Source organism: Candidatus Paracaedibacteraceae bacterium (assembly GCA_019636055.1).
Classification (GTDB): Bacteria; Pseudomonadota; Alphaproteobacteria; order Paracaedibacterales; family Paracaedibacteraceae; genus Paracaedibacter.
Genome location: JAHBYH010000001.1, coordinates 561,792 through 586,863, shown reverse-complemented (window position 1 = coordinate 586,863; position 25,072 = coordinate 561,792). Strand labels below are relative to the sequence as shown.

Annotated in this window: 25 protein-coding genes and 1 tRNA gene; 17 read left to right on the top strand and 9 right to left on the bottom strand. The window is 43.1% G+C overall.

The window, feature by feature from the left end; genetic code table 11:
• Positions 1-12: 12 nt before the first annotated feature.
• From KF820_02800 to tolQ, 3 genes are read right to left on the bottom strand one after another with little or no spacing between them, the layout of a single operon-like run.
• On the bottom strand, positions 13-975 hold the full coding sequence (locus tag KF820_02800) for a hypothetical protein (protein ID MBX3457276.1): 963 nt from the start codon (positions 973-975) through the stop codon (positions 13-15).
• 6 nt (positions 976-981) lie between these two features.
• Complete coding sequence (gene tolR, locus KF820_02795) at positions 982-1,614, bottom strand: protein TolR (protein MBX3457275.1); 633 nt, start codon at positions 1,612-1,614, stop codon at positions 982-984.
• Position 1,615: 1 nt separating this feature from the next.
• Positions 1,616-2,365 (bottom strand): protein TolQ, encoded by a 750-nt coding sequence (gene tolQ / locus KF820_02790; protein MBX3457274.1) that lies wholly within the window; start codon positions 2,363-2,365, stop codon positions 1,616-1,618.
• A 210-nt stretch (positions 2,366-2,575) separates the two neighbouring features.
• Here tolQ and KF820_02785 point away from each other — a divergent pair, with 210 nt between their 5' ends.
• On the top strand, positions 2,576-3,403 hold the full coding sequence (locus KF820_02785; GenBank protein MBX3457273.1) for an AAA family ATPase: 828 nt from the start codon (positions 2,576-2,578) through the stop codon (positions 3,401-3,403).
• Here KF820_02785 and KF820_02780 read toward each other — a convergent pair.
• A complete protein-coding gene (locus tag KF820_02780; protein ID MBX3457272.1) occupies positions 3,400-3,885 on the bottom strand; it encodes a hypothetical protein in 486 nt (161 codons plus the stop codon). The genes KF820_02785 and KF820_02780 overlap by 4 nt on opposite strands.
• A gap of 207 nt (positions 3,886-4,092) precedes the next feature.
• On the opposite strand from KF820_02780, the gene dksA reads away from it, so the two are divergent.
• The 11 genes from dksA (at position 4,093) to KF820_02725 (ending at position 14,793) form a co-directional block, all read left to right on the top strand.
• On the top strand, positions 4,093-4,509 hold the full coding sequence (gene dksA, locus KF820_02775; GenBank protein ID MBX3457271.1) for an RNA polymerase-binding protein DksA: 417 nt from the start codon (positions 4,093-4,095) through the stop codon (positions 4,507-4,509).
• A 193-nt stretch (positions 4,510-4,702) separates the two neighbouring features.
• Positions 4,703-7,006, top strand: a complete 2,304-nt coding sequence (locus tag KF820_02770) for a PBP1A family penicillin-binding protein (protein MBX3457270.1) — start codon at positions 4,703-4,705, stop codon at positions 7,004-7,006.
• A 72-nt stretch (positions 7,007-7,078) separates the two neighbouring features.
• Positions 7,079-7,163: transfer RNA gene (locus tag KF820_02765), tRNA-Leu, on the top strand.
• A 35-nt stretch (positions 7,164-7,198) separates the two neighbouring features.
• Positions 7,199-8,623 (top strand): trigger factor, encoded by a 1,425-nt coding sequence (gene tig, locus KF820_02760; GenBank protein MBX3457269.1) that lies wholly within the window; start codon positions 7,199-7,201, stop codon positions 8,621-8,623.
• Positions 8,624-8,625: 2 nt separating this feature from the next.
• Positions 8,626-9,267 (top strand): ATP-dependent Clp endopeptidase proteolytic subunit ClpP, encoded by a 642-nt coding sequence (gene clpP / locus KF820_02755; GenBank protein ID MBX3457268.1) that lies wholly within the window; start codon positions 8,626-8,628, stop codon positions 9,265-9,267.
• Between the two features lie 302 nt (positions 9,268-9,569).
• Positions 9,570-10,697, top strand: coding sequence for an extracellular solute-binding protein (locus KF820_02750; GenBank protein ID MBX3457267.1), 1,128 nt, complete (start codon positions 9,570-9,572; stop codon positions 10,695-10,697).
• Between the two features lie 10 nt (positions 10,698-10,707).
• Positions 10,708-11,850 carry a polyamine ABC transporter ATP-binding protein gene (gene potA, locus KF820_02745; protein ID MBX3457266.1) on the top strand — a complete coding sequence of 381 codons (1,143 nt, stop codon included), beginning with the start codon at positions 10,708-10,710 and terminating at the stop codon, positions 11,848-11,850.
• Positions 11,847-12,758 (top strand): ABC transporter permease subunit, encoded by a 912-nt coding sequence (locus KF820_02740; protein MBX3457265.1) that lies wholly within the window; start codon positions 11,847-11,849, stop codon positions 12,756-12,758. The genes potA and KF820_02740 overlap by 4 nt, the downstream gene beginning before the upstream one ends.
• Positions 12,755-13,552, top strand: a complete 798-nt coding sequence (locus KF820_02735) for an ABC transporter permease subunit (GenBank protein ID MBX3457264.1) — start codon at positions 12,755-12,757, stop codon at positions 13,550-13,552. Before KF820_02740 ends, KF820_02735 begins: the two co-directional genes overlap by 4 nt.
• 60 nt (positions 13,553-13,612) lie before the next feature.
• Complete coding sequence (locus KF820_02730) at positions 13,613-14,116, top strand: CBS domain-containing protein (GenBank protein MBX3457263.1); 504 nt, start codon at positions 13,613-13,615, stop codon at positions 14,114-14,116.
• 86 nt (positions 14,117-14,202) lie between these two features.
• Positions 14,203-14,793: a thermonuclease family protein gene (locus tag KF820_02725; protein ID MBX3457262.1), complete on the top strand. Its 591-nt coding sequence runs from the start codon at positions 14,203-14,205 to the stop codon at positions 14,791-14,793.
• Here the strand turns inward: KF820_02725 and mmsB are convergent.
• Positions 14,761-15,642 (bottom strand): 3-hydroxyisobutyrate dehydrogenase, encoded by an 882-nt coding sequence (gene mmsB / locus KF820_02720; protein ID MBX3457261.1) that lies wholly within the window; start codon positions 15,640-15,642, stop codon positions 14,761-14,763. The genes KF820_02725 and mmsB overlap by 33 nt on opposite strands.
• A 3-nt stretch (positions 15,643-15,645) precedes the next feature.
• Positions 15,646-17,136: a CoA-acylating methylmalonate-semialdehyde dehydrogenase gene (locus tag KF820_02715; GenBank protein ID MBX3457260.1), complete on the bottom strand. Its 1,491-nt coding sequence runs from the start codon at positions 17,134-17,136 to the stop codon at positions 15,646-15,648.
• 149 nt (positions 17,137-17,285) lie between these two features.
• On the opposite strand from KF820_02715, the gene KF820_02710 reads away from it, so the two are divergent.
• Positions 17,286-19,232: a hypothetical protein gene (locus tag KF820_02710; GenBank protein ID MBX3457259.1), complete on the top strand. Its 1,947-nt coding sequence runs from the start codon at positions 17,286-17,288 to the stop codon at positions 19,230-19,232.
• 32 nt (positions 19,233-19,264) lie between these two features.
• The gene (locus KF820_02705; GenBank protein ID MBX3457258.1) at positions 19,265-20,110 is read left to right on the top strand and encodes a hypothetical protein; all 846 of its coding nucleotides are present in this window, start codon (positions 19,265-19,267) and stop codon (positions 20,108-20,110) included.
• A 68-nt stretch (positions 20,111-20,178) separates the two neighbouring features.
• Here KF820_02705 and hrcA read toward each other — a convergent pair whose 3' ends face one another.
• On the bottom strand, positions 20,179-21,219 hold the full coding sequence (hrcA, locus tag KF820_02700; GenBank protein ID MBX3457257.1) for a heat-inducible transcriptional repressor HrcA: 1,041 nt from the start codon (positions 21,217-21,219) through the stop codon (positions 20,179-20,181).
• A gap of 152 nt (positions 21,220-21,371) precedes the next feature.
• Here hrcA and rph point away from each other — a divergent pair, with 152 nt between their 5' ends.
• Genes rph through KF820_02685 form a run of 3 tightly spaced genes read left to right on the top strand, consistent with a single transcriptional unit; the run spans position 21,372 to position 23,127 of the window.
• Positions 21,372-22,088, top strand: a complete 717-nt coding sequence (rph, locus tag KF820_02695; GenBank protein MBX3457256.1) for a ribonuclease PH — start codon at positions 21,372-21,374, stop codon at positions 22,086-22,088.
• 32 nt (positions 22,089-22,120) lie between these two features.
• A complete protein-coding gene (rdgB, locus tag KF820_02690; GenBank protein ID MBX3457255.1) occupies positions 22,121-22,723 on the top strand; it encodes an RdgB/HAM1 family non-canonical purine NTP pyrophosphatase in 603 nt (200 codons plus the stop codon).
• On the top strand, positions 22,723-23,127 hold the full coding sequence (locus KF820_02685; GenBank protein ID MBX3457254.1) for a hypothetical protein: 405 nt from the start codon (positions 22,723-22,725) through the stop codon (positions 23,125-23,127). The genes rdgB and KF820_02685 overlap by 1 nt, the downstream gene beginning before the upstream one ends.
• Here the strand turns inward: KF820_02685 and mreC are convergent.
• Together mreC and KF820_02675 are read right to left on the bottom strand one after the other, a co-directional pair.
• Positions 23,105-23,989, bottom strand: a complete 885-nt coding sequence (gene mreC, locus KF820_02680; protein ID MBX3457253.1) for a rod shape-determining protein MreC — start codon at positions 23,987-23,989, stop codon at positions 23,105-23,107. The two genes, KF820_02685 and mreC, sit on opposite strands and share 23 nt — an antisense overlap.
• A gap of 24 nt (positions 23,990-24,013) precedes the next feature.
• Positions 24,014-25,060, bottom strand: a complete 1,047-nt coding sequence (locus tag KF820_02675) for a rod shape-determining protein (GenBank protein MBX3457252.1) — start codon at positions 25,058-25,060, stop codon at positions 24,014-24,016.
• Between the last annotated feature and the right edge of the window lie 12 nt (positions 25,061-25,072).

The following is a 25,072-nucleotide window of genomic DNA, read 5'->3' as shown; positions in this document are numbered from 1 at the left end:
GTGTTGCGCTCTCTATTGCATAGTTTCAGGGTCAAATGTTATATTGATGGATTTCCATTGGGAGTATTTAGCGGGATCCAATTTTAGGGTGCTGCACTTTGGGTCTGTGGCGGCTCGTTCAGCGCTTTCAGCTGCTGCACGAAACACAGGATCAGTTGCCATTCTACCCCGATCAACTGTTCTAGCTTTAAGAACTTTGCCTTCTTTGCTAATTTCTATATTTATTTTAACTTGAAGGTTTCGAACGCCACGCACACCATTCGGAACAATCCAACAGGGTTCAAAATTCCGGCGAATCGCATCAATTTCTGAAGCGGTAACTACTTCACCCACTTGTTCAGCCGGGGCACCCTTGGTGCGACCGCTGGTTTTGGTTGTGTCTTTCTTTTTGCTGTCTTTGACAACATCACTCAAGAGGTTATCAAAGGCGTCATCAACTTTCTTCTTTTCCTTAGAGTCATCTTTTTTTGCCTTGGGTTGATCCTTTTTCAGGTTCACCTCGACCTTTTCTTTTTTCGGAGGTTCCTGTTTTTTCGGTTCTTCTGGTTTAGGCTCAGGTTTCTTTTCTTCCTTTTTAGGTTCCGGCTTTTTTGGTTCTTCTTTTTTCGGGCTCGGCAACGGCATAGCTTCTGGTTCCGGTTGTTTTACCGGCTCAGGCTGTGGTTGAGGTTGCTCTGTAGGTGCAGGAGGCGGTGGTGTTGGTTCAGGTTGAGGGGCTGGTTGTGGTGGTTGCTCTACAGGAGGGAGTGGTGTTTGTTGTGGCTCTTGTTGGGGAGCTTCAACAGCTGGTTCAGGTTCGTTTACATCTAAGGGAGCAATGACGGGGGCTTTGGTGATATCTGAAATATCAACAAAATCGATGATTAATGGTTTTTGGTCTTCCAGATTGCGCGAAAATGGGTCTGTAATCCCGACGATCATAAAAATTAAGATCAGGACGTGAAGGATACCGGATAGGATCGCCGCGCGTTTCATTGTGAACTACCTTTTTGGAGGCTGCTGAAGCATGCCTGTTGGGTATTGATCTGGACTCATTTTAGGTGTTCTGGATCCTGTTTGCACTGGTCTTTGAGGGCGTGCCGGCTGTGGAATCATTTGTTGTAACGTTGGGACGTTTGCTTGAGGACGTTGAGTCCCTGACGTTTGTTTATTTCCTGATTTTTGCTGGATTGGCGCTGCTCCTTTTGGCATTTCAGCAATCAGGGAAACTTTTGTAAAGCCGGCGGCTGCAATTTCTCCCATAACCTCCATGACGCGACCATAAGCCAAAGCTTGATCTCCGCGCACATAAATGCGGGCTTCTGGGTTATTTGATGTCACGGCCATCAAGCGAGCAACGAGTTCCTCACCATCAATTGGTGTTTCTTGAAGATATGTTTTTCCTGCAGAATCAACTGAAATGATAATCGGCTCAATTTGATCATTCATTTGTGCAGCCTTGGTTTTTGGTAAATCAACAGGGACGCCAACTGTCATCATGGGGGCCGCGACCATAAAGATGATGAGCAAAACCAACATAACGTCAACCATGGGGGTAACGTTAATTTCAGAAAAACCGGCACCGTGTCTGCGTCGCCCGCGAGATGATGACTTGTGGATGGATCCCATTGCCATATTAGGCAGCTCCTTCTTCTAATTGGCGAGAAATAATGCCAGAAAATTCGCCGGCAAATGCTTCGAGTCGATTGGCATAACGGTTCATATCGCTGGATAATTTGTTGTAAGCTATAACAGCAGGAATTGCGGCAACAAGACCGATTGCTGTTGCGAATAAAGCTTCGGCAATACCCGGTGCGACGACGGCAAGGTTTGTGTTTTGTTGGACAGCAATGGACTGGAAGCTATTCATAATCCCCAAAACAGTACCAAACAGACCAACAAACGGCGCAGTGGACCCTGTTGACGCTAAGAAACCCAGATAACGCTCTAGGTCTTCCATTTCGCGGTTGATAGTGAGTCCCATGACACGTTCAATTCGTTGTTGCATGGTGCCGCGAGAATCTGATGCTTTGGCGAGCCCCTTAGATACAGAGCGACGCCATTCTTTCATGGCTGCGCAAAATGTTGAGCTGAGTGGGTCTTGTGGGCGATTGTTAATCCGATCGTACAAATCATCTAAGGCACCCCCTGACCAGAAGGCATCTTCGAATTGATCAGCGGCCTCTGTTAATTTGCGCAGACGCATGGTTTTTTGAAAAATGATCGTCCAAGACCAAAATGACGCTGCTATCAAGGCCAGCATTACAAGTTTAATAATGGGATCGGCGCCCCAAAACATATCGAGCATTGATAAACTATGGTCAGTCGTAGCAGGCGTTGCTGCAAGGACTTGACTATTGACGGCTTGTAATGTTTGTGGATCCATTTAGACAGACTCTCATTATACTTAATCTATATATTTCTAAAAATACCTGAACTCATAATTTTAAGCAAGTATCGCTTAATACATCGCAGTTAGTTAAGTTCAGATCTAAAATCCTTGTTAGATCCTATTGTTTCTGATATAGATTAAGACTCTTTTTTTTGTGAGATTTTTATCATAAACTAAAAATAACAATGAGTTGAGGGAAGTCCTATGAGTCAAGAAAATAAGCCATATATTATCGTTTTGGGGAATGAAAAAGGGGGGACGGGTAAATCTACCGTGACCATGCACGTGATTTCTTCTTTGCTATGGCAAGGGTATAAGGTTGGCTCGATTGATGTTGACGCTCGTCAAGGAACGTTGTCGAGATATATTGAAAATCGCCAGCATCGAATTAAGGAATCAGGTCTTAATTTGCCAATTTCTCAACATGCGGCGGTATTTCGGAGTAATCTTGAGAGTGTCAGCGCTGCCAAAGAGGAAGAGGAGACTCAATTCTCTAGGGTATTAGAGCAACACCGCGACTGTGACTTTATCGTTATCGATACCCCGGGAAGTGATACCTATCTGTCAAGGTTGGCTCATTCCTACGCGGATACTCTTATAACACCACTCAATGATAGTTTTATTGATTTAGACATGTTGGTACGTGTCGATCCTGATTCTTTGAATATTTTGCGTCCCAGTACCTATTCTGAGATGGTTTGGGATCAGAAAAAACAACGGGCCATGCGTGATAGCGGTAAAATTGACTGGATTGTTCTACGCAATCGTCTGGCGAGTATTCATTCCCGCAATCGTGAAGAAATGGAAAAAGTTTTGAGTGCTCTGGCAAAACGAATTGGTTTCCGATTGATGCCGGGGTTTGGCGAGCGTGTTATTTTTCGCGAATTATTTTTGAATGGTTTGACCTTGTTAGATATGCGTGAGATGGGAATGTCAATGACGTTGTCTCATGTATCAGCTAAGCAAGAGTTGACAGATTTGATTAATGGGTTGAATTTGCCGCAAAACTTAAGGGATAAGCGCGCAGCTTAAGCATTATTGTCAGGCTGATCGGGCGCATCGATAAAGCCGCCCATGTCTTCGTCTGCTTGGATCGTGTATTTGTCTTCAGCGGGGTGACTTCTTTGTTGTGCTTGCTGAACGGGTGTCGCTGCTGGCCCTGGTTTTGCTGTGAGTGGTGCTGTTTGTATCGATGGAATTGGCATGGGGACTTGATTTTGCGGCATCATTAAGGATGCAATTGTTGGTGTTGGCTGATGAATTTGGGTGGTGACAGGCACGCCTGGAATTTGAGTCATCTCAACTTTTTTTGGGAGAATAAATTCAGGGCTGATTCCAATGCAGCGAAATGTATCGCAAAAATTTGTTGCTGTGGTTTTTCTGTCAAAGATATAGAGGCCTTGCCGAGCTGGTGCCATTTCAAAACGATCTGCATAATCTAGGTATAAAAGGACAGCGCCAACACTTGCTAACATGGCGAATGAAAATACAAAAGATGCTCTTACGCTGGACATGCTCTCCCCCTTGCCGCTGCGATGTGCGGGCTGATACGGATTGAAGTAGTAATCATCATGGTCTTTCATCATATCTATAATATAAGGTGCTCTGAGTTAAATTTTGGTAAAATTGCATTAAAAAAACTGCTTTAAATATTTATGTAGACTAATACTAAAATTTTAAGTATCCTAATAGAACTAGAGTGCTTTATTCTGGAGCATAATATGAAAGCAGCATTGCCTGAAAATTACCGCCCGTCGGATGACGAAGAATTTATGAATCCGGTTCAAAAGGAATATTTTCGTCAGAAATTAATGTCTTGGCGCGATCAACTCTTACGCGAATCCTCAGAAACAATCTCGAATCTGCAAGTAGAAGCTGTTGCGGAAGCTGATATTATTGATTCAGCAGCGAACGAGGCTGATCGAGCGATTGAATTGCGGGCGAGAGATCGCGAGCGTAAATTGATCAATAAGATTGAAGAAGCTTTGCGTCGCATTGAAGATGGGAGCTATGGTTTCTGTGAAGAAACAGGTGACCCTATTGGGGTTCGTCGTCTTGATGCGCGCCCAATTGCAACATTAACGATCGAAGCGCAAGAACGACATGAGCGCAAAGAAAGATTGCAGCGGGATTATTAAGCCTTTTCCTGGAAGCTGAATCTTGCCATAATACTGCTTATGATCAATAAGTCCTGCGGAACTTTGCGGAATACCGGCTTTACATACATGTCCTATGGACGTTTGTACAACCTTGTGTTCAAATTTATCCGTATGACTTATTTCTGATAATGGGTATAATTCGATATTTAAGATACCGTCAAGTGAGCAAATAATGCTTCAATCGTCATGGCTAAAAACTGTTATTAAGATTGTTTCGGCTATTAGCCTGTGTATCGCAATCATCATCTCGATAGGTTTATTTGTTTTTATTCGATACGGACAAGACTTACCAAGGTATGATCATTTGATCGACTATGAGCCGCCAATGATGAGTCGTCTTTATACGAGTGATGCGCAGTTGTTACAAGAGTATGCGACTGAGCGACGGTTGTTCGTTCCCTTTCATCAGATTCCGGATCTTGTAAAAAAAGCATTTATGGCGGCAGAAGATCGTAATTTCTACTATCATTTTGGTATTGATATCGTCGGGACATTCCGGGCATTTTTAACAAATACGCTATCGAATTCATGGGGAAACCGTCCGATTGGTGCATCGACAATAACTCAGCAAGTTGCCAAGAATTTTTTGGTTGGCAACGAGCGATCTTTTGAAAGGAAGATAAAAGAGGCGATACTGGCAATGCGCCTTGAATATACCTTGCCAAAGGATCGCATTTTTGAACTTTATTTAAATCAAATCTATATGGGGGCCGGAACTTATGGGGTTGCTGCTGCCGCGCTTGTTTATTTTGATAAAGAACTCGACGAATTAACGATTGATGAAGCCGCATTTTTAGCGGCTTTGCCCAAAGCCCCAACGACATTGACTAAGACCGAGGATGTTAGCCGAGCCAAAGCGCGCCGTGATTGGGTTATTGATCGGATGATACAAGAGGATATGATTAGTCTTGATGAGGCAGAGGAAGCAAAAAGCCAACCGTTATCCTTTAAGAAATATCGTGAAAAACCCGTTAAGGCAGATTATTTTACGGATGCTGTGCGCCGTGATATTGGGCAGAAAATTGGTGATCTCTCCATCAAGCAGGGAGGGCTTACGGTTCGGACAACCATGGATGTCGAGTTACAGGAGCAAGCTGAGAAATCTATAAAGAAAGGTTTGATTGCGTATGATCGCAAGCACGGTTGGCGGGGCGCTTTTTCTAAGTTGGAAAGTGGTGTCATGCAAGACAAGAAACTGTGGCAAGATGCTTTGAGAAAAACACAAAAACCGGCTGGAAGTACGGGGTGGGAACATGTTGTTGTGCTCAATGTCGACGCAAGTCAGGCCAAAATTGGTTTTTCCAATGGTGCTATAGGCTATTTGCCTCTATCTGAATGTGGATGGGCGGCACCGTGTTTGACGGGTCAACGACTGGGTAAGTCACCAACGCGCATGTCTGATGTTGTTGGTGTGGGCGATGTTATTTTGGTTTCTCAAGTGGATTCAGATCGTTTCCGACTAGAGCAAATACCCAACGTTACAGGGGCTTTGGTTGCTATGGATCCAAAAACTGGACGTATTCTTGCCTTGGTTGGGGGCTATGATTTTGAGATGAACCAATATAATTGTGCCTTGCAGGCGTTGCGTCAATCTGGGTCTTGTTTTAAACCTTTTGTCTATTTGGTTGGTCTTGAAAGTGGTTTGACGCCGGAGACAAAAATTCTTGATGCACCAATTAGGATTAGTTTGGGACGGAATGGCTATTATTCTCCTCAGAATTATAGTCGTAATTATTTGGGGCTCTGTTCTATGCGAACGGGGTTGGAGCAATCGCGCAATGTTATGACGATTCGTTTAGCTCAACGGGTTGGTATGAAAAAGATTATTGATTGTGCTCAGCAATTTGGTATTGCTGACCATATGCCAAAACAATTAGCTATGGTGCTGGGGGCGGGTGAGACAACTGTGCTTAAGCTAACAGCTGCCTATGCTGTGTTGGCTAATGGGGGGTATAAAGTAACGCCAACGACTGTTGATTGGGTGCAAGATCGATATGGGGAGACGATTTATCGCCCAACGCAGGACAAACCTGTTCTGGTGTCGCCCTTATTGGTCGCCCAGTTAACGGATATGTTGATTGGAGTGACTCAACGTGGAACGGCTAAATCTTTGGCGACCTTGGGTTTTATTGTGGCGGGAAAAACTGGATCTACTAATAATTATAATGATGCTTGGTTTATTGGATATACACCAGACTTGGTTGTTGGTGTTTTTGTCGGGTTTCCGCGACCTCGTACATTGGGTCAGCATGAAACAGGGGGGCGTGTTGCAACACCAATTTTCCGTGATTTTATTGAGAGTGTTTATAAGGAGCGTGAGAAACCGCAATTTTATTTAAATCAGCAGATTGTTGAGATCGATAGCGATATTGTTAATGATGACATTGTGATTGCTGAAGAGGTGTTTGAGCAAAGTCAGGAAGAAGATGATTCCTTAGATGGTCTGCAAGAGATTACCGATATTATTGATGGCTAGGTCTACAAAAAACTGTTGAAAAGTCTCTTCAGATAGGTTAAACATAGTTATCACTATTAAATAGCGTCTTAAGCGGGCGTGGTGAAATTGGCAGACACACCAGATTTAGGTTCTGGCGGCGAGAGCCGTGGGGGTTCAAGTCCCTCCGCCCGCACCATTCATATAAAATCGAATTATTAGGCAGAGTAAGTAATGAAAATCTCCCGCACATCAGCCAAGGGCTTAAAGCAAGAATATAGCGTTGTTGTTCCATCCGCAGATATGGAAACCAAGATTCATGAGCGTCTAACCATAATTGGTAAAAAGGTTAAGATGCCTGGTTTTCGCCCAGGAATGATTCCGTCAACAATTCTAAAGCAACGCTATGGTGCGGATGCAATGCAAGATGCGTTGGAAAATGTTGTTAACTCTGCTGTTAAGCAAATTTCAAAAGAGAATGATATCCGTCAAGCCGCTCAACCAAAAGTGTCTGTTGATACATTTGATGAGGGTAAAGATGTTGAGTTCAAAGTTGAATTCGAAATTTTGCCCTCTGTTGATCTTAAGGGTTTTGATAAAATTAAATTGGAAAAGTTGATTGTTGATTTGCCTGAAACAGAAGTAAAGTCAAAGATCGACGAAATTGTCTCAAAACACAAAAAATTCCAGCCATTGGCTAAAGAACGTGCGGCAAAAGAGGGGGATTTGGTCCATCTTGATGTTGTGACTGCAACTGTTGATGGCAAGCCATTCAAAGGTTTTGATAAACATGTGCATGTGATTGTTGGGGCCGATGAACACCTATTATCAGGTGCCTTAGAGGCTGCTCTCAAGGGGGCTAAGTCAGGTGAAACTGTTGATGTGAGTGAAAAGTTTGCTGCTGATTTTGGCGACAAAGCGATTGCCGGTAAAGATCTGAAATTATCTTTGGACGTTACAAAGATTGAAGAGCCGGCAAAGGTTGAATTGACAGACGAATTAGCCAAAGAATTCGGTTGTGAAGATGTTACTGATTTTAAAAAGCGTGTCCAAGAATCCATGGAAGGTGAATACACAAACCTTTCCCGTATGCGCTTAAAGCGTCATTTGTTGGACGCATTGAATACAGAATATTCTTTTGAATTGCCTGAATCTATGGTTGAAAACGAATTCAATGCGATCTGGGCTCGTTTGCAAGAAGAATTGAATCAAGCAAAAGCTCAGGGCACTTTGGATGAGGATGATAACCGCTCCGAAGATGACTTGAAAAAAGAATACCGTGAAATTTCTGAGCGCCGTGTTCGTTTGGGGCTTGTGATTTCTGAAGTGGCTCGTGAGAAAAAGATTAAGGTCGAAGAACAAGAAATTCGCCAAGCAATTTTTCAAGAAGCCATGCGCTATCCAAAGCAAGTGAAGCAGGTTTTTGAGTTCTTCCAGAAAAATCCTGCTGCAGTTGATCAAATTGCTGCTCCCATTTTAGAAGATAAAGTGGTAGACTTTATATTAAATGAAGTTAAATTGTCAGAGAAAAAAGTTTCTCCTGAAGGTTTGATCGAAGCAATCCGTGGTGTTGTGCCAGGTTTTGAAGATGAATCAGAAGGAAAAACACCTGCCAAGAAAACTTCGAAAGGAAAGTCTTCTAAAGCAAAAGGTGAGTAAATATGTCATTTGATCGTTCCCTCGTTAGCCAACTCGTTCCAATTGTTGTTGAACAAACTAACCGGGGGGAGCGGTCTTACGACATCTACTCTCGTCTTCTTAAAGAGCGCATTATCTTTGTCACAGGTCAAGTTTTTGATGAAATGGCAAGTTTGATCTGCGCTCAAATTTTATTCCTAGAATCTGAAAATCCAAATAAAGATATTGCGTTGTATATTAACTCACCGGGTGGTGTTGTGACAGCCGGGTTGTCTATTTATGACACCATGCAATATGTTAAGTGTGACATCGCAACGTTGTGTATGGGGCAAGCTTGCTCTATGGGGTCCTTGTTATTGACAGCGGGAACTAAGGGAAAACGCTATAGTTTGCCAAATGCTCGTGTCATGATTCACCAACCATCCGGTGGTGCGCAAGGTCAAGCAACGGATATCGATATCCAAGCGCGCGAAATCTTAAAGATGCGTGAACGTTTAAATCAAATGTATGTTGACCATAGCGGTCAAAAGCTTGACGTGATTGAGCGGGCCATGGAACGGGATAATTTCATGTCTGCCGATGAAGCCAAAGCCTTTGGTTTGATTGATCACGTTGTAACCCAACGTCCGAGTGAATTAGCACTCGAAGCAGACAAAGAAAAGTAAGAACAGCCCCGAAAGGGGCTTTTTTCATAATGTGAGTTTGATGGAAGAAGCATCAAGAAAGTCTTAGTTTTAGATGATTAAAGACCCTGATTTATTCTGTATTTCTGAGTTTCTTAATCAAGAGATTCTTACCGTTTCCTTTAAAAGCCAAGAATTTCTAGCTAAGAATGATGGGTTTTAATAGTTCGTAGACTTTTTTGAGTCAAATTGATGATATTAGACTCTGGCATTCTCCTTAACCATCCGTAAAGAAATCTCAAGCTTTTCTTGAATTTCCCCCTATTCTCAGTCATAACTAATTTATGACGGTTAGATTAAATAACATCTTGAAAATCCTGATGTTCCTCTTTGGGTGTGGGGGGGCATTTTTATATCTAAAGTCTGAAAATCAAAAGCCAGCCCAATACCTTAATGTTTATAATTGGTATGGGATGATCCCCAAAGATGTGTTGGAAGAATTTGAAACTGAAACAGGGATTTCAATCCGCTATGATTTATATGATAATAATGAGATTTTAGAAGCCAAGTTATTTGCTGGTAATTCTGGGTATGATGTTATTTTTCCATCGGCCTCACCCTATGCGGTGCGCCAGATCCAAGCAGGGGTCTATGAAAAAATTGATAAAAGTCAGATTCCGAATTTAGTGCACGTTGATCCTCTTATTTATGACCAAATGCGGTTAGCTGATTCGGACTTAGAGTATACAATTCCTTATTATTGGGGGACTTTTGGGTTTTCCTATGTAGAGGAAGAGATTCTTAAGCGAATGCCTGATGCCCCAACACAAAGCTACCGAATGTTGTTTGACCCATCCGTTGTCTCGAGATTTAAAGGCTGCGGTGTAACATTGCTTGACGAGTCTGTTGATGTGTATCCGGCTGTTCTGACCTATCTAGGGAAGGACCCTCGTAGTGATAGTCTTGATGATTTAAAAGAGGCACAAACACATCTTCAGAAAATCCGTCCCTCAGTGAAACGATTTAGTTCATCTCGGTTTGTGAACGAATTGGTCGGCGGCGAGAGTTGTCTTGCGCAAGCGTGGTCCGGTGAGGCTCAACTTGCACAAGATCGTGCTAATGAAGTGGGGAAGAATATCCATATCCGTTATATTGTTCCTCGAGAGGGTGGGACGATCTGGATTGACTGTATCGCTATTCCAAAAGGGGCGCCTAACTTAAATAATGCTCATAAATTTATCGATTTTCTGTTGAGACCTAACATTAGTGCGCGGATTGCCAATGCGATTAAACTTGCTATCGCGAATAAGGGTGCTTTGCCGTACATCGATCCAAAGATCAAGCACGATCCGACAATCTATCCGTCAAAAGATGTTATGGCTAAGCTGAAACTGGATAAACCACAAAATGCAGCGTACGAACGCTATCGGACTCGGCTATGGACTGAGTTTCGACTGACAAAAACACAATAAGGAGGATGCTATGCCACCCATAACGCAACCTTTAAAAGCATTAAGCCCTTGGCAAGATCCAAAGGCAAAGCCCTATATCATTGTTGAGAATGTGTCAAAATCCTTTGGCGCCGTTCAGGCGGTGAAGGGGGCTTCTCTCCAGATTTATAAAGGTGAATTATTTTCGCTTTTGGGGGGATCTGGTAGTGGTAAAACAACATTGTTGCGGATGCTGGCTGGATTCGAGAGACCAACGTCAGGGCGAATCTTTATCGATGAGACAGATGTTACTGATTGGCCAGCCTATGAACGTCCTGTAAATATGATGTTTCAGTCCTATGCCTTGTTTCCGCACATGACAGTCAGTCAGAATATTGCCTTTGGGTTGCGCCAAGAACGGATGGCTAAGAAAACAATTCAGGATAAAGTCAAATGGGCCTTAGATTTGGTGCAGATGGGGGATTATGGGGACAGAAAACCATCACAATTATCCGGGGGACAGCGTCAACGTGTTGCTTTGGCTCGAAGCCTAGTCAAAGAACCAAAACTATTATTACTGGATGAACCGTTAGGTGCGCTTGATAAACGGTTGAGAGAGCAAACTCAGTTTGAACTTGTGAATATCCAAGAGCGGGTGGGGATTACTTTTGTTATGGTGACGCATGATCAAGAGGAAGCCATGACCATGTCAACACGACTGGGTATTATGGAAGATGGTCGTATTCGCCAAGTTGGTGCACCGCATGATATTTATGAATTCCCAAATTCACGTTATGTAGCGGAATTTATTGGGTCTATGAATATTTTCGAAGGGGTCGTCATTGAAAATGAAGATGACTTTGTCTTGATCGATTCTGAAGAAGCAGGCTGTCATCTTTATGTGACGGACACAGCCGCTGTCCCCTTAGGAAGCCATATCTCGGTTGCTATTCGTCCAGAAAAAGTTATGTTGTCAACTACGCCACCTGCCGGAAATAGAAACTCGGCAAAAGGTATTGTCAAAGAAATTGCCTATCTGGGGGATGTCTCAATTTATTATGTGCAATTGGAATCGGGTAAGATTATCCAAGCAACACGCCCGAATCTCTTGAGATTCTCAGAGCGTGAGGTAACATGGGAAGATGAAGTCTATTTGTTCTGGCGTGCTGAAAATGGAGTCATTCTAACATCATGAAGCACTTAAGCCGAGCCTTGAAACATCTGATGCGAGACCGACGCCTTGTTTTAGGTGTGCCCTATCTATGGTTGATCCTCTTCTTTTTGATTCCATTTCTTTTGGTTTTCAAAATTTCTTTGAGTGAATCAGTGGTGGCTGTCCCGCCGTACTTGTCGATTTTTGAGTGGACAAGAGATGGATTTTTAAACATCCATTTGAATATTGGTAATTACCTTCGTATGGTAATGGATCCGTTCTATGTAACAGGGCTTGTTACATCGATTGCGATCGCGTTTGGGGCAACGGTTTGCTGTCTTGTTTTTGGTTATATCATTGCCTACAGTATTTCACGGGCACCAAGCCATTGGCGAACTGTCTTACTCTTACTCGTAATCTTACCGTTCTGGACATCTTTTCTTGTGCGCGTCTATGCTTGGATGGGCATATTGGCCAAGGATGGGTTGTTGAACAAACTGTTGCTTTATCTTGGAATTATCCACGAGCCCCAGCAGTTTCTCTATAATAATTTTTCTGTGATGATTGGTATTGTTTATTGCTATTTGCCGTTTATGATTTTGCCAATTTATTCGGTGTTAGAGAAAATTGATGAATCTTATCTTGAGGCGGCGTATGACTTGGGATGCACACCGTGGCGTGCCTTTTGGCGGGTGACTGTTCCTTTGTCTATGCCGGGGATTTTGTCGGGAGTAGCCTTGGTTTTTATTCCGGCCTTAGGTGAGTTTGTAATTCCCGAACTGTTGGGTGCGCCAGATAATTTGATGATTGGCCGGATTATCTGGATTGAATTCTTTAATAACCGAGATTGGCCTGTTGCATCAACGGTTGCCGTTGTGATGCTGTTGATATTCATTGTTCCCATTATGGTGATGCAACGTCGACAGATTCGTAAGGGAGTAAATGGATGAGACGGTTATCTTCCTTTAATATTACGGGGCTGCTTTTAGGATATTCATTCTTGTATATCCCAATTCTAACTGTGGTTGTTTTATCGTTTAATGAATCCATGTTAGTAACTACGTGGACGGGTTTTACAACAAAATGGTACCGATCTCTATTGGAAAATGAAGGACTGATCGATGCTGTTCTTGCCAGTCTGAAAATAGCTAGTATGACAGCAAGTATGGCTGTGATAGTGGGAACATTGGCTGCTGTTGTGATGGTTCGTTTTGGCGCTTTTCAAGGGCGAACTCTGTTTAGCGGATTGGTTTCTGCACCGTTGATTATGCCTGATATTATGACGGGTTTAGCCATGTTGATGATGTTTGTCACAACCGAACAATTAATTGGCTGGCCATCCCATCGTGGTATTATGACCATAACAATTGCCCATATAACCTTGGCAACAGCGTATGTTTACCTCATTGTTCAAGCCCGATTGTCGGATTTTGATCAATCGTTAGAAGAGGCTGCCCAAGATTTAGGAGCGCGCCCTGCTAAAGTTTTTATGGTGATCACGTTGCCAATTATTGCGCCGAGTCTTATTTCGGGGTGGTTGCTTGCATTTGCCCTGTCACTGGATGATCTGGTTATTGCGAGTTTTCTGTCAGGGCCGGGAGCAACAACGTTGCCCATGCTTATTTTCTCAAGTATTCGTTTAGGCGTTAGTCCTGAGATTAATGCACTGGCCAGTATTATCGTTTTCATTATCGCAATTGGGGTGATGATCGCAGGTTTGTTAAGTTGGCGAAAAAATAAATAAGACCAGTGACTTATTTTAAAAATGCTCTATATTCATTCGATGAGAATAGAGGAGGCGATCATGCGTATAATGGATGTGCCCGAGTTTAAAGATAAAACTAATGTTTTGACGGTTGAGCCTGAATCTCCGCTTGAACAGGCGATTTCAGAGATGGCTGGACGGAATGTTGGGTCTGCTGTCGTTCTTAAGAACGGGAAGGTTGTTGGTATTTTCACCGAACGTGATCTTTTGGTAAAGGTGGTCGGTAAAGGAAAGTCTATTAAAGATCTTGTGGTTGCGGATGTTATGACAAAAAACCCTCACGCGGCCAAATTAGAGGATGATGTGAACGAATCTTTACGTCGCATGAGTCAAGGGAGATTCCGCCATTTACCAATTGTCGATAATGATAAAAATCTGGTTGGGTTATTGTCTCAGGGAGATTTCGTCGCCTATACGTGGTCAGATTTAATGAGTCGAGTCGGTCATCACACCAAGCTATCCTTTTTGACGAATTCGCAATTGTGGTTACTCATTCTAGGTCCTGTTGCTTATATTATATTGGCAAAAATATTATTTTTCTAATTTTTAATAAATTATATGTTTAATTTCTAATTAATTTATATTCAAATATACTTATAATATTCAGTAGTTATTTTCAGGTGAATATTATGAAGAAAATTTTGGTGCCAATAGCCTTGATGCTCTCTGGTTGGACTGGAACCGTGACAGAGGTTCGAGATGGAAATGTCATGACCATCTTTAATAATGATACACAAAAACTTGAGGTTGTACGATTATGGGCCTGTGATGCTCCTGAAATAGACCAACCCTACGGACCACAATCTCAGGAATTCTTACAACAACTTGTGACTGATAAAGAAGTTCAGGTTACCGTGAAGTCTTACGATCGCAGAGGAAATTCTATTGTTGATCTGATGCAGGGATATGTTCATGTAAATAAACAAATGGTTGAAAATGGTTGTGTCTGGTTAGATCGCCAGTTAAGCGGAATTGACGTGTTGGTATCGGCTCTGGCTGTTGCGTGTGAAGAGGGTCGAGGACTATGGGCTGATAAGGATGCCGTTCATCCACGGGTATGGAAAAAAATAAATCGTCGATCAGGCCGCCTGTTGGATGCTGTCACTGTTGCTCAAAGCCTTGAGCATCTATCTCGTCTCGATCCAGATTTACTACCCGCACCTGTTAAGTCCAAGTCAGTGCCTGATTTATCGACTTCTCAGAAAGTTGATCACCCCTGAAAAATCAACGTCCGCATGGTCGCGACAAAAATCATCATAGAGATCCTCTGCCTTTTCGGTTAAAGGAAGACAGAGATCACTGTGATGAGCTGCATCTGTTGCAAGTTTTAGATCTTTCAGCATCATCGCGCTTGTAAATCCTGGCTTATAGTTATTCATAGCGGGGGTGCCCTCAAGAACAGGGGCAGGGCAGTATTTAGACAATGTCCAACTCTGCCCCGAAGATGCGTTGGATATTTGGTGGAGTGTAGCAGCAGCGAGCCCTAACTTTTCAGCAAGAACAAAAGCTTCTGACGTCCCAATCATGTGGATGCCAAGCATCAGGTTATTGCAAAGTTTGGCTGCTTGCCCATGGGTTGCAGCACCTGCATGGAAAATGTTTTTTCCCATACATTCAAAAATTGGTTTTGCTTTGTCAAACGCATCAGCAAGACCACCGACCATGAAGGTAAGTGTGCCAGCTTCTGCACCAGAGACGCCACCAGAGACCGGGGCGTCTAAGACGTGATGCCCTTTGATTGTTGCTAAATCGTGCATGTCAAGGCTGGTTTGAATATCAACAGTTGAGCAATCAATAAAAAAACTTGGTTCTGGCACGAGTTCCATTAATCCGGTTTCACCTAGAAGAACGGTTTTAACATGCTTGCCAGCAGGGAGCATCGTGATCACAAAATCACGTCCTGTTGCAGCATCTAGAGCTGATTTTTCTTCAATACAGCCCGCAGCCACCGCTGTTTGTATAGATTCAGAATCAAGATCAAAAACGTGGACTTTATGTTTTTTCTTTGCGAGGTTTCGTGCCATGGGATTTCCCATGTGACCCAATCCAATAAAACCAATATTTGCCATGATTTACTCCACGGTAGGTAGTGAAAATTCGACGCCTTGGCGAATGCCTGATGGCCAACGACTTGTGATAGTCTTAAGTTTTGTGAAGAAACGAACGCCTTCCATGCCGTGCATACCATGATCGGCAAAAACGGAATCTTTCCACCCGCCGAAACTGTGGAATCCAACAGGGACAGGAACAGGGACGTTGACGCCAACCATGCCTACTTGAATGCGATGGCAAAAATCACGTGCACTATCACCATCACGAGTGAAAATTGCAACGCCATTGGCATAGGAATGCTCATTAATAAGAGCAAGCCCTTCTTCATAAGACTGGACACGAACAACGCATAAGACGGGCCCAAAAATTTCATCCTGATAGATAGACATAGTTGTTTTGACGTGATCAAATAAACATCCCCCTAAGAAATACCCTGTCTTATTTGAACAGATATCCCGTCCATCAATAACGAGCGAGGCCCCCTCTTTAACACCTGTGTCAATAAAGGCACGAACTTTTTCGTGATGTTCTTTGGTAATTAATGGCCCCATTTCAGCTGCGGCATTGGTTGGAGCATCAATTTTTAAGGCTTTAATTTTGGGCGAGAGTTTTTCGATCAGACTGTCTGCTATTTTATCCCCAACTGCAACCGCAACGGAAATGGCCATGCAGCGTTCGCCAGCAGAACCATAGGCGGCTCCTAATATGGCATCAACAGTTGAATCTATATCAGCATCAGGCATAACCAGTGCATGGTTTTTTGCGCCGCCAAAAGCTTGGACACGCTTGCCATGGGCAATGGCTGTTGCTTGGACATACTTTGCAGTTGATGTTTGTCCAACAAAGCTAATGGCAGCTACATCCGGATGTGTTAAAAGTCCGTTAACGGCATCTTTGGCGCCATGGAGAACGTTTAGAACACCTTTGGGAAGGCCTGCTTTTAGGGCAAGATTTGCAAGAAATAATGCGGCAGATGGTGTGCGTTCTGATGGTTTTAGAACTACGGTATTGCCACAAGCAATGGCAACTGAACCAATCCACAAAGGAATCATAGCTGGAAAGTTGAATGGGGTGATTGCTGCAACCACACCAACAGGTTGACGAACGCTATACGAATCAACTTGACGCCCAACATTCGAACTGAATTCCCCTTTGAGAGCAGACGGAATCCCACAGGCGAACTCAAGAACATCGGCGCCACGTTGAATGGAACCGACAGCCTCAATTTTTGACTTGCCGTGTTCTTCAGAGATTAAGTGGGCTAATTCATCGATATGGTCATCAATGAGTTGTCTCCATCTAAATAGAATTTTAGCACGGGCAGCGGGCGGGGTGTCTGCCCATGCGGGAAGGGCATCTTTAGCGGCTTTGACTGTGGTATCCACATCTGCCTGATTCGCTAAAGGAACATAACCAATTATTTTTTCAGTTGATGGGTTTATGACCGGAAGTGAATCTTGGGATTTTCCTTGGACTTCTGTGCCTGCGATAAGATGAGGGTATTTCGTCATGGGATTTGTTATATAAATGATCCTTTCTTAAATCAAAGCATTTTACTAAAAATCAATCAAGTTATTTTGACGGATTTTCTTGGTTTTAACGATTTGTTTACCGAGATGGTTTATGATTTTTGGTACATAAAGATGAAAGGCCTAAGCTAATGTTGAGATTAACCCTACTATCCTTATTAATCAGTCCCTCTTTTTCAATACAGGATCCTAGTGCTCAGGGGGTAGATCCTGCTGCTGCAGCTCAAGCTCAAGGTGCCCAAGGGTTTGACCCAAGTCAGTTGTTTCAAATGTTCGGGGGGATGATGCAACGACAAAAAGGTAATGACGGAGATGATACAGGTATGATGCCGCAAGGTGGGGGTTATGATCAATCAGGTGGTTATGGTTATCAAGATCCCAACATGATGCAACAAGGTGACTATGGTGAGCAGGGATATGCTCAACAAGGTTATCAAGATCCCAACATGATGCAACAAGGCGGTTATGGTCAAGGATATGCTCAGCAAGGTTATCAAGATCCCAACATGATGCAACAAGGCGGTTATGGTCAAGGATATGCTCAGCAAGGTTATCAAGATCCCAACATGATGCAACAAGGCGGTTATTATGATCCAGGATATGCTCAGCAGGGTTACCAAGATCCTAGTATGATGCAACAAGGTGGTTATGGCCAAGGATATGCTCAGCAAGGTTATCAAGATCCCAACATGAGTCAACAGGGTGGTTATGATCAAGGATATGCTCAGCAGGGTTATCAAGACCCTAGCATGATGTCGCAAGGTTACGGCCAACCGGGCGATGGAGCAATGTATCCAATGCAACAGCCGCCATCGATGAAGTCAAAAATTGTAAGTGGAGCTACGGGGGTTGTTGGTGGGTTTGTACAGGGCCCAGATTATGGGATGGATGGACAAACGACAATGGCGGGAAGTGTTGGGAGTAAAGCGCGTGGGATCATAGGTGGTTTTAAGGGGCGCCAAGATACTAACTCAAACTACGATCAAGGTTATGAGACGGATGATCAGTCATCAATGATGGGTGAGAATACAGGAGGATCATCTGGTGGCCTTTTGAGTGGGATCAGAAATAAGCTTCCAGGACGGAGATCTGCATCTATGGATCCCGAGGCTCAACAAGCTAAAGAGCAAGCTCGTCTAGAACGTCAACAGGCTAAACAAGAGGCTGCTACCGCTAAAAGAGAGCAGAAAGCTGCCTCTCGTCAAGCAAAACAAGAAGCAGCTGCAGCTAAGAAAGCTGAACAAGCAGAGGCTAAAAAAGCTAAGCAAGAGGCAAATGCTTTGAAAAAGAAAGAAGCAGCAGAAGCTAAGGCTGCCTCTCGTCAAGCAAAACAAGAAGCAGCTGCAGCTAAGAAAGCTGAACAAGCTAGGGCGAAAGAAGCTAAACAAGAAGCAAGTGCTTTGAAAAAGAAAGAAGCGGCCGAAGCTAAGGCTGCCTCTCGTCAAGCAAAACAAGAAGCAGCTGCAGCTAAGAAAGCTGAACAAGCTAGGGCGAAAGAAGCTAAACAAGAGGCAAATGCTTTGAAAAAGAAAGAAGCAGCAGAAGCTAAGGCTGCCTCTCGTCAAGCAAAACAAAAAGCAGCCGCCGCTAAGAAAGCTGAACAAGCTAGGGCGAAAGAAGCTAAACAAGAAGCAAGTGCTTTGAAAAAGAAAGAAGCGGCAGAAGCTAAGGCTGCCAAACAAAAAGCAGCTGCAGCTAAGAAAGCTGAACAAGCTAGGGCGAAAGAAGCAAAGAAAGAAGCTGACGCTTTGAAAAAGAAAGAAGCGGCTGCTAGAAAAGCAGAGCAAAAAAAATTGGCTGCCGCTAAGAAGGCTGAGCAGGCTAGAGCAAAAGAAGCAAAGAAAGAAGCTGATGCTTTGAAAAAGAAAGAAGCGGCTGCTAGAAAAGCAGAGCAAAAAAAATTGGCTGCGGCTAAGAAAACTGAGCAAGCTAGAGCAAAAGAGGCAAAAAAAGAAGCGGCAGCTTTGAAGAAAAGGGAGGCAGCTGCTAAAAAAGCTGAGCAGAAAGCAATGGCAGCAGAGCGCAAAAAATTAGCCCCCAAGAAAAAATCTGGATTTTTTTCTAGAAAGAAGCGCTAGTTATACTTAATGAGGAAAATAGGAGAAAAATAATGAATTTATTTTATGGTTTAGTTTTAATAGCGAGTCTTGGCTCTATGGTTCAGGCTGCTCTTCCTGATGATGCGAAACAATGCAGGATTTCTTGTTCACGGTGTCAGGATATGCAACCAAGGCAGCGTTGTTTGCAGAATTGTCGAGGTGTTGTTGATACAAGTGCATGCCAGGCGGTTGTTCCAGTGATAAAGTCCCCTACAGATGCAAATAATTATGGGTCAGAGATGTTTAAAGGATTCAAAGCAAGTTTGTTTGAATCTATCCCTACGGTACAAAGTGTCATCGAAAACGAGGGACCAGTCTTTACAGGTACTCAATCCAATAGTCCTATTGACAAGCAACTTGTTGTCGATACAAAAGAATACCTCCAGCGCTTTGGCGCTCATGCTGCAAAATTTGTGATGAATATCGAGTTTTTAGCTAAAAAAAATGGATCAAATGTTGATGCGGTAATGCAAATTAAATCAATGTTGGAAAAGGCATTAAGAGCCACGCATGTTTTGAATCAGCAAAAATTCACTACCCTTGGGGATCTTCGTCAATACGCGAATGGCATTCTTTTGAATTATAAAAATATTTTTGGTCAGGGGAATACACTTCAACATGTAATTGAAACTACACCTAAAAAAGCAAATGCTGTTGCTGGCACTAAAGGGGTCAGCAAAGCAATGCTTTGCAACTTGCAATGCCGCGCCGGTTCTTGTGGTAAAAGTGCTGCTCTTACAGCAAAATGTATGGTAAATTGTGATCCTAAAAAAATAGCTAGTTGTACAGCTGCGGCTCAGAAAACAGATGCTTACGAAAAAGCTAAGGGACTTTTGAATATTATACAGGAACATTGATGCAGCCTAATAAAGGACTCTATCAAGGCACGAAATAATGGTAGATTTCCTCCTCGTTGTGCCTGCGGTTAACCTAGCAATCTACTGACCAACTTGGCCGTGTAATCCACTAAGGGGATGACGCGGCCATAATTCATTCTGGATGGACCTACAACCCCCAGAGCGCCAATAATTCTGTCACCTGATCCCTTATAAGGGGCGATCACCATGGAACATCCAGATTGAGAAAACATAGGATTTTCTGCGCCAATAAAAATTTGGACACCATCAGCTTGAACTGACGCATCCAGAAGATTTTTAAGATTTTCTTTTGTATCCAAGATGTTAAACAAATTGCGAATCTGATCAATTTCTTCAACAACAGTAACATTATTCAAGAGGTTTGCTTGGCCTTTGATGATCAGGGATCCTGATGCGTTATCTCCGCTCCAGATGCCGACACCATCCGAGACAATTTTGCGAGATAATGTGTTGAGTTCTTGTTTGTCTTTGACAAGTTCACGATTAATGATGGATTGAGCCTCTGATAACGTGTGGCCAACCATATAGGCATTCAGATAATTGGTTGCTTCAACAAGAACAGATGCAGGAATGCCTTCTGGAAACTCAAGAACTCGGTTTTCAACGACCCCATCTTGAGTGATTATGACCACGAGAGCTCGAGTTGGGCTTAAGGGGACAAATTCAATATGCTTTAAAGCCGATTCAGATTTTGGCGCCATGACAAGACCTGCACATTGGGAAAGGCCTGATAACACGGATGTAGCACTTTCTAAGAGATCATTGAGGCTGCGACCTTGGGTTTGGCATTGACGGTCAATTTCAAGCCGTTCTTTATCGCCAATATCCCCAACTTGCAATAAGCCATGGACAAATAGTTTAAGGCCTTCTTCGGTCGGAATGCGACCTGCTGAGGTATGAGGTGCATATAATAATCCGGCTTCTTCAAGATCAGCCATGACATTACGAATCGTTGCTGGGGATAGAGAGGTCGTCAATCGTCGAGATAGTGTTCTTGATCCAATCGGCTCGCCTGTTTCCATAAAAGCATCGACAAGTTCTTTGAAAATTTCGAGAGAGCGGTTATTTAAATCACGAATGGATGTCATGGTTTTGATCCTTATTTTTCACCTCTCCGCCACGTGGGAGAGGTCGCTCGATGAGCGGGTGAGGGGGATATTTTCTTATTTCGCTTTGCGGGGGCGGTCTATTCATATAGTATAATTTAAATAATTAACTCTTAAGGATAGTTTACACAAAAATGCGTCACGATAAAAGAAATGCAAACGAATTACGATCAGTTTTCTTAGGTCCGGGATTTTCTAAACATGCTGAAGGGTCTTGTTTTGTTAAGTTTGGTGACACTCATATTATTTGTACAGCTACAATCGAGGAAAAAGTCCCACCCTTTTTGCGGAATACAGGGTCAGGTTGGGTAACAGCCGAATATGGTATGTTGCCACGGGCAACCCATGATCGTGTTGATCGTGAAGCTGCCAAAGGCAAGCAAAGTGGTCGTACCCAAGAAATTCAACGTTTGATTGGTCGTGCTTTGCGTTCTGTTATTGATCTTAAAGCTTTGGGTGAGCGTCAGATTAAGATCGATTGTGACGTTATCCAAGCTGATGGCGGAACGCGGACAGCTAGTATTACAGGGGCCTATGTGGCTCTACATCAGGCGCTGCAAAAACTTGTGGATAAAAAGGCAATTAAAGCACTTCCGATCACGGATCAAGTAGCAGCAATTTCCTGTGGTATTAGTAAAGGTGAGGGTGTTTTAGATCTTGATTATGTTGAAGATTCTAACGCAGAAGTCGATGCCAATTTTGTGATCACGGGCAGCGGTAAACTTGTAGAAATCCAAGCCACAGCAGAAAAGGACCCCTTTAGCGATAAGGAATTTAATACGATGTTGGATCTTGCCAAGGGGGGGATTGCTGAGTTGATTGCCTTGCAAAAGCAAGTTCTTAAAATTTAGGGTCATCGTCGTGAGGTTTATGAGGGCTAAAAATGCTAAAACAAAATGATAAATTAGTAATTGCAAGTCATAATCAGGGCAAAATTCATGAAATTAAACTTTTGCTTGAGCCTTTTAATTTTGATGTTATTTCAGCCGCGGATTTAGGTATACCTGAACCCGAAGAGACTGGGACGTCTTTTATTGAAAACTCAGTTCTTAAAGCTGTCGAGGTGATGAAACATTGCAATTTGCCTTGTTTAGCAGATGATTCAGGTCTTGCTATTGATGATCTCAACGGCGACCCGGGTGTTTATTCAGCACGCTGGGCGCAAAAACAAGATGGAACACGAGATTTTAAGATTGCTTATGATCGAATTTTTCAAATACTTGACCCTCATCAATCTCATAAAGCCCATTTCGTTTGTGTTTTGACATTAGCTTTCCCGGATGGTCGTATTCATTCATTTGAAGGGCAAGTTCATGGCCACGTAAGTTTACCTGCTCGCGGAGAATACGGTTTTGGCTATGACCCAATTTTTACGCCTGAAGGATACTCCCAAACCTTTGCAGAAATGGAAAAGGATTTTAAATATGGGATCTCTCATCGTCATTATGCTTTTGAAGAATTGAAACAATTTTTGCGTCAGGCCTGATGCTTTTTGCTCTTCGATTGTTGCTTGAATTTGTATTGGTTCATTCTGATTTACGTTCTTTAAATGTTTCTGTCTGGGCGATCGGTTTATATGGAATTATTGTTATTGCTGAAACGCAATCTTTGCATATTAATACATTTATTCTTGCTAGCAGCATACTTTGTGGTATTGCATTATGGGAGCTTTATTCTTCAAAGATATGTTTGGGGTGGGCAGATAAAATTCTTCTGCCAATTATTGCTTTGAGTATCCCCTTGGTTGATTTTGGATTTTACCTTATGCTGGTTGGTTGTCTTGCCTTGATGACAGCACTATTATGGCACTATTATTTCCGGATGGAACGTTACCCTATGTTGCCTGCTTTGATTATCTCTGGGGGTATTATTCGGGTTTGTTGTGGTTAATCGTTAGGACAAAATCTTGATCATTGATTGATCCTAGAGGGGCGCATCGAATGGGTTCGCTTGTGTCCGTGACGCGTGCAATAGGAAGGCCTTCAGGGAAGACGCCGCCAACACCACTTGTAACAAGTAAATCGCCAACTTGTACCGCTGCAGGATTTTCAACATGAGATAATCTTAGTAAGCGTGTTCCATCTCCTGCTAAAACGCCTTGTTGGTTATTTTTTTCAACCTTTACAGGTACGCGTGATGTTACATCTGTGATGGGCATAATCTTTATGTAATCTAAGTCTGTGCTGATTACACGTCCAGCTAAGTAGCCTGTTGTTGTTATGATGGGATCATCCTTTGAGACACCTGCGAACGATGGATAAGGGCTATAATACATAGTTGTATAACCATCATAGATATGGTGGCTAATTCGAATAGTTGTAATGTCATCTACTAATGAAGATTGGACATTTAAGGCTTCGCGAAGGATATTATTTTCTTTTTGGACATGAGCTAAATTTAGTTGCTCTCGGATTAACTTGTCATGTTGTTCTTTTAATAACTTATTTTGGTCAACAAGATCTTTTTTGCTTTTAAAGTAAATTTTTATAGTGTTAACCCAATTAAAAGGGGCTGAAATATAGTGACCAATAGGTGTAAATGTTTTTGTGATAGTCTGGCTTATTTTGGATAAGGGTTCTAAATCATAGGTTTGTGACAGAACTAATGCAATTGCCGACATAATAATGACAAGCGATTTTGATGTTCTAAAAAAGGATTTTAAGCGACTTGTTGGGGCAAGTTCAGAGTCAGAAACGATTGTTGTTCTGTGCTCTTTGCCTGTTTTCATGCCAACGACAGAAAGGAGTCGCATCTAAAGTCCTTATAAGCAATATTATTAATACATGTTGACGAGAACGCTCTGAAGGGTATTCATTTCTTCTAAGGCGCGACCTGTTCCATTGACAACGCAGTCCAGTGGATTTTCTGCTAAAAATACAGGCAGACCTGTCGCTTTTGCTAGAACGCGGTCAAGATTTTTAAGTTGCGAGCCACCACCGGTCATGACAATTCCGCGATCAACGATATCAGCAGATAATTCCGGAGCTGTGTTTTCAAGTGCGGTTTTGACGCCTTGGACGATGGCTGCAACAACTTCGCTAAGGCTATCAGCGATTTGGGCTTGATTGATTTCAACTTCAAGTGGGACGCCGTTTAATAGGCTGCGTCCTTTGATAGACATGGTTGTGTTTTTGCTGTCTGTGTCGACAGTTGCTGATCCAATTTCCTTTTTAATCTTTTCAGCCGTGCTTTCTCCAATCAATAAATTATGTGTTCGTCGAATATAGCTAATAATCGCTTCGTCCATTTTATCACCGCCAACGCGAACAGATGTTGCGTAGACGATACCACCAAGGGATAGGATAGCAACTTCTGTCGTCCCGCCACCAATGTCAACGACCATGGATCCGGTTGGTTCTGTAACGGGGAGGCCTGCACCAATTGCAGCGGCCATGGGTTCTTCGATCAAAAATACGCGACGCCCCCCTGCGCTTTCGGCTGATTCTTGGATTGCACGACGTTCAACGGCGGTTGATCCGGATGGGACGCAGATGATGATTTGTGGGGCTGCAAAACTTCTGCGATTATGGACTTTTCTAATAAAGTGTTTGATCATTTCTTCGGCGACTTCGAAATCAGCGATCACGCCATCCTTAAGAGGGCGGATTGCTTGAATGTTGCCCGGGGTACGTCCTACCATGAGTTTTGCTTCTTCTCCAACCGCTAGGACTTGTTTCTTTCCTTTGGACGTTGCTATGGCCACAACGGATGGCTCATTAAGGACGATACCACGACCGCGGACATAAACAAGTGTGTTTGCTGTGCCAAGGTCGATGGCCATGTCTGCGGAAAGAGCACCCATTAGGCGTTGGAAAATTTTCATTAATACTGCCCC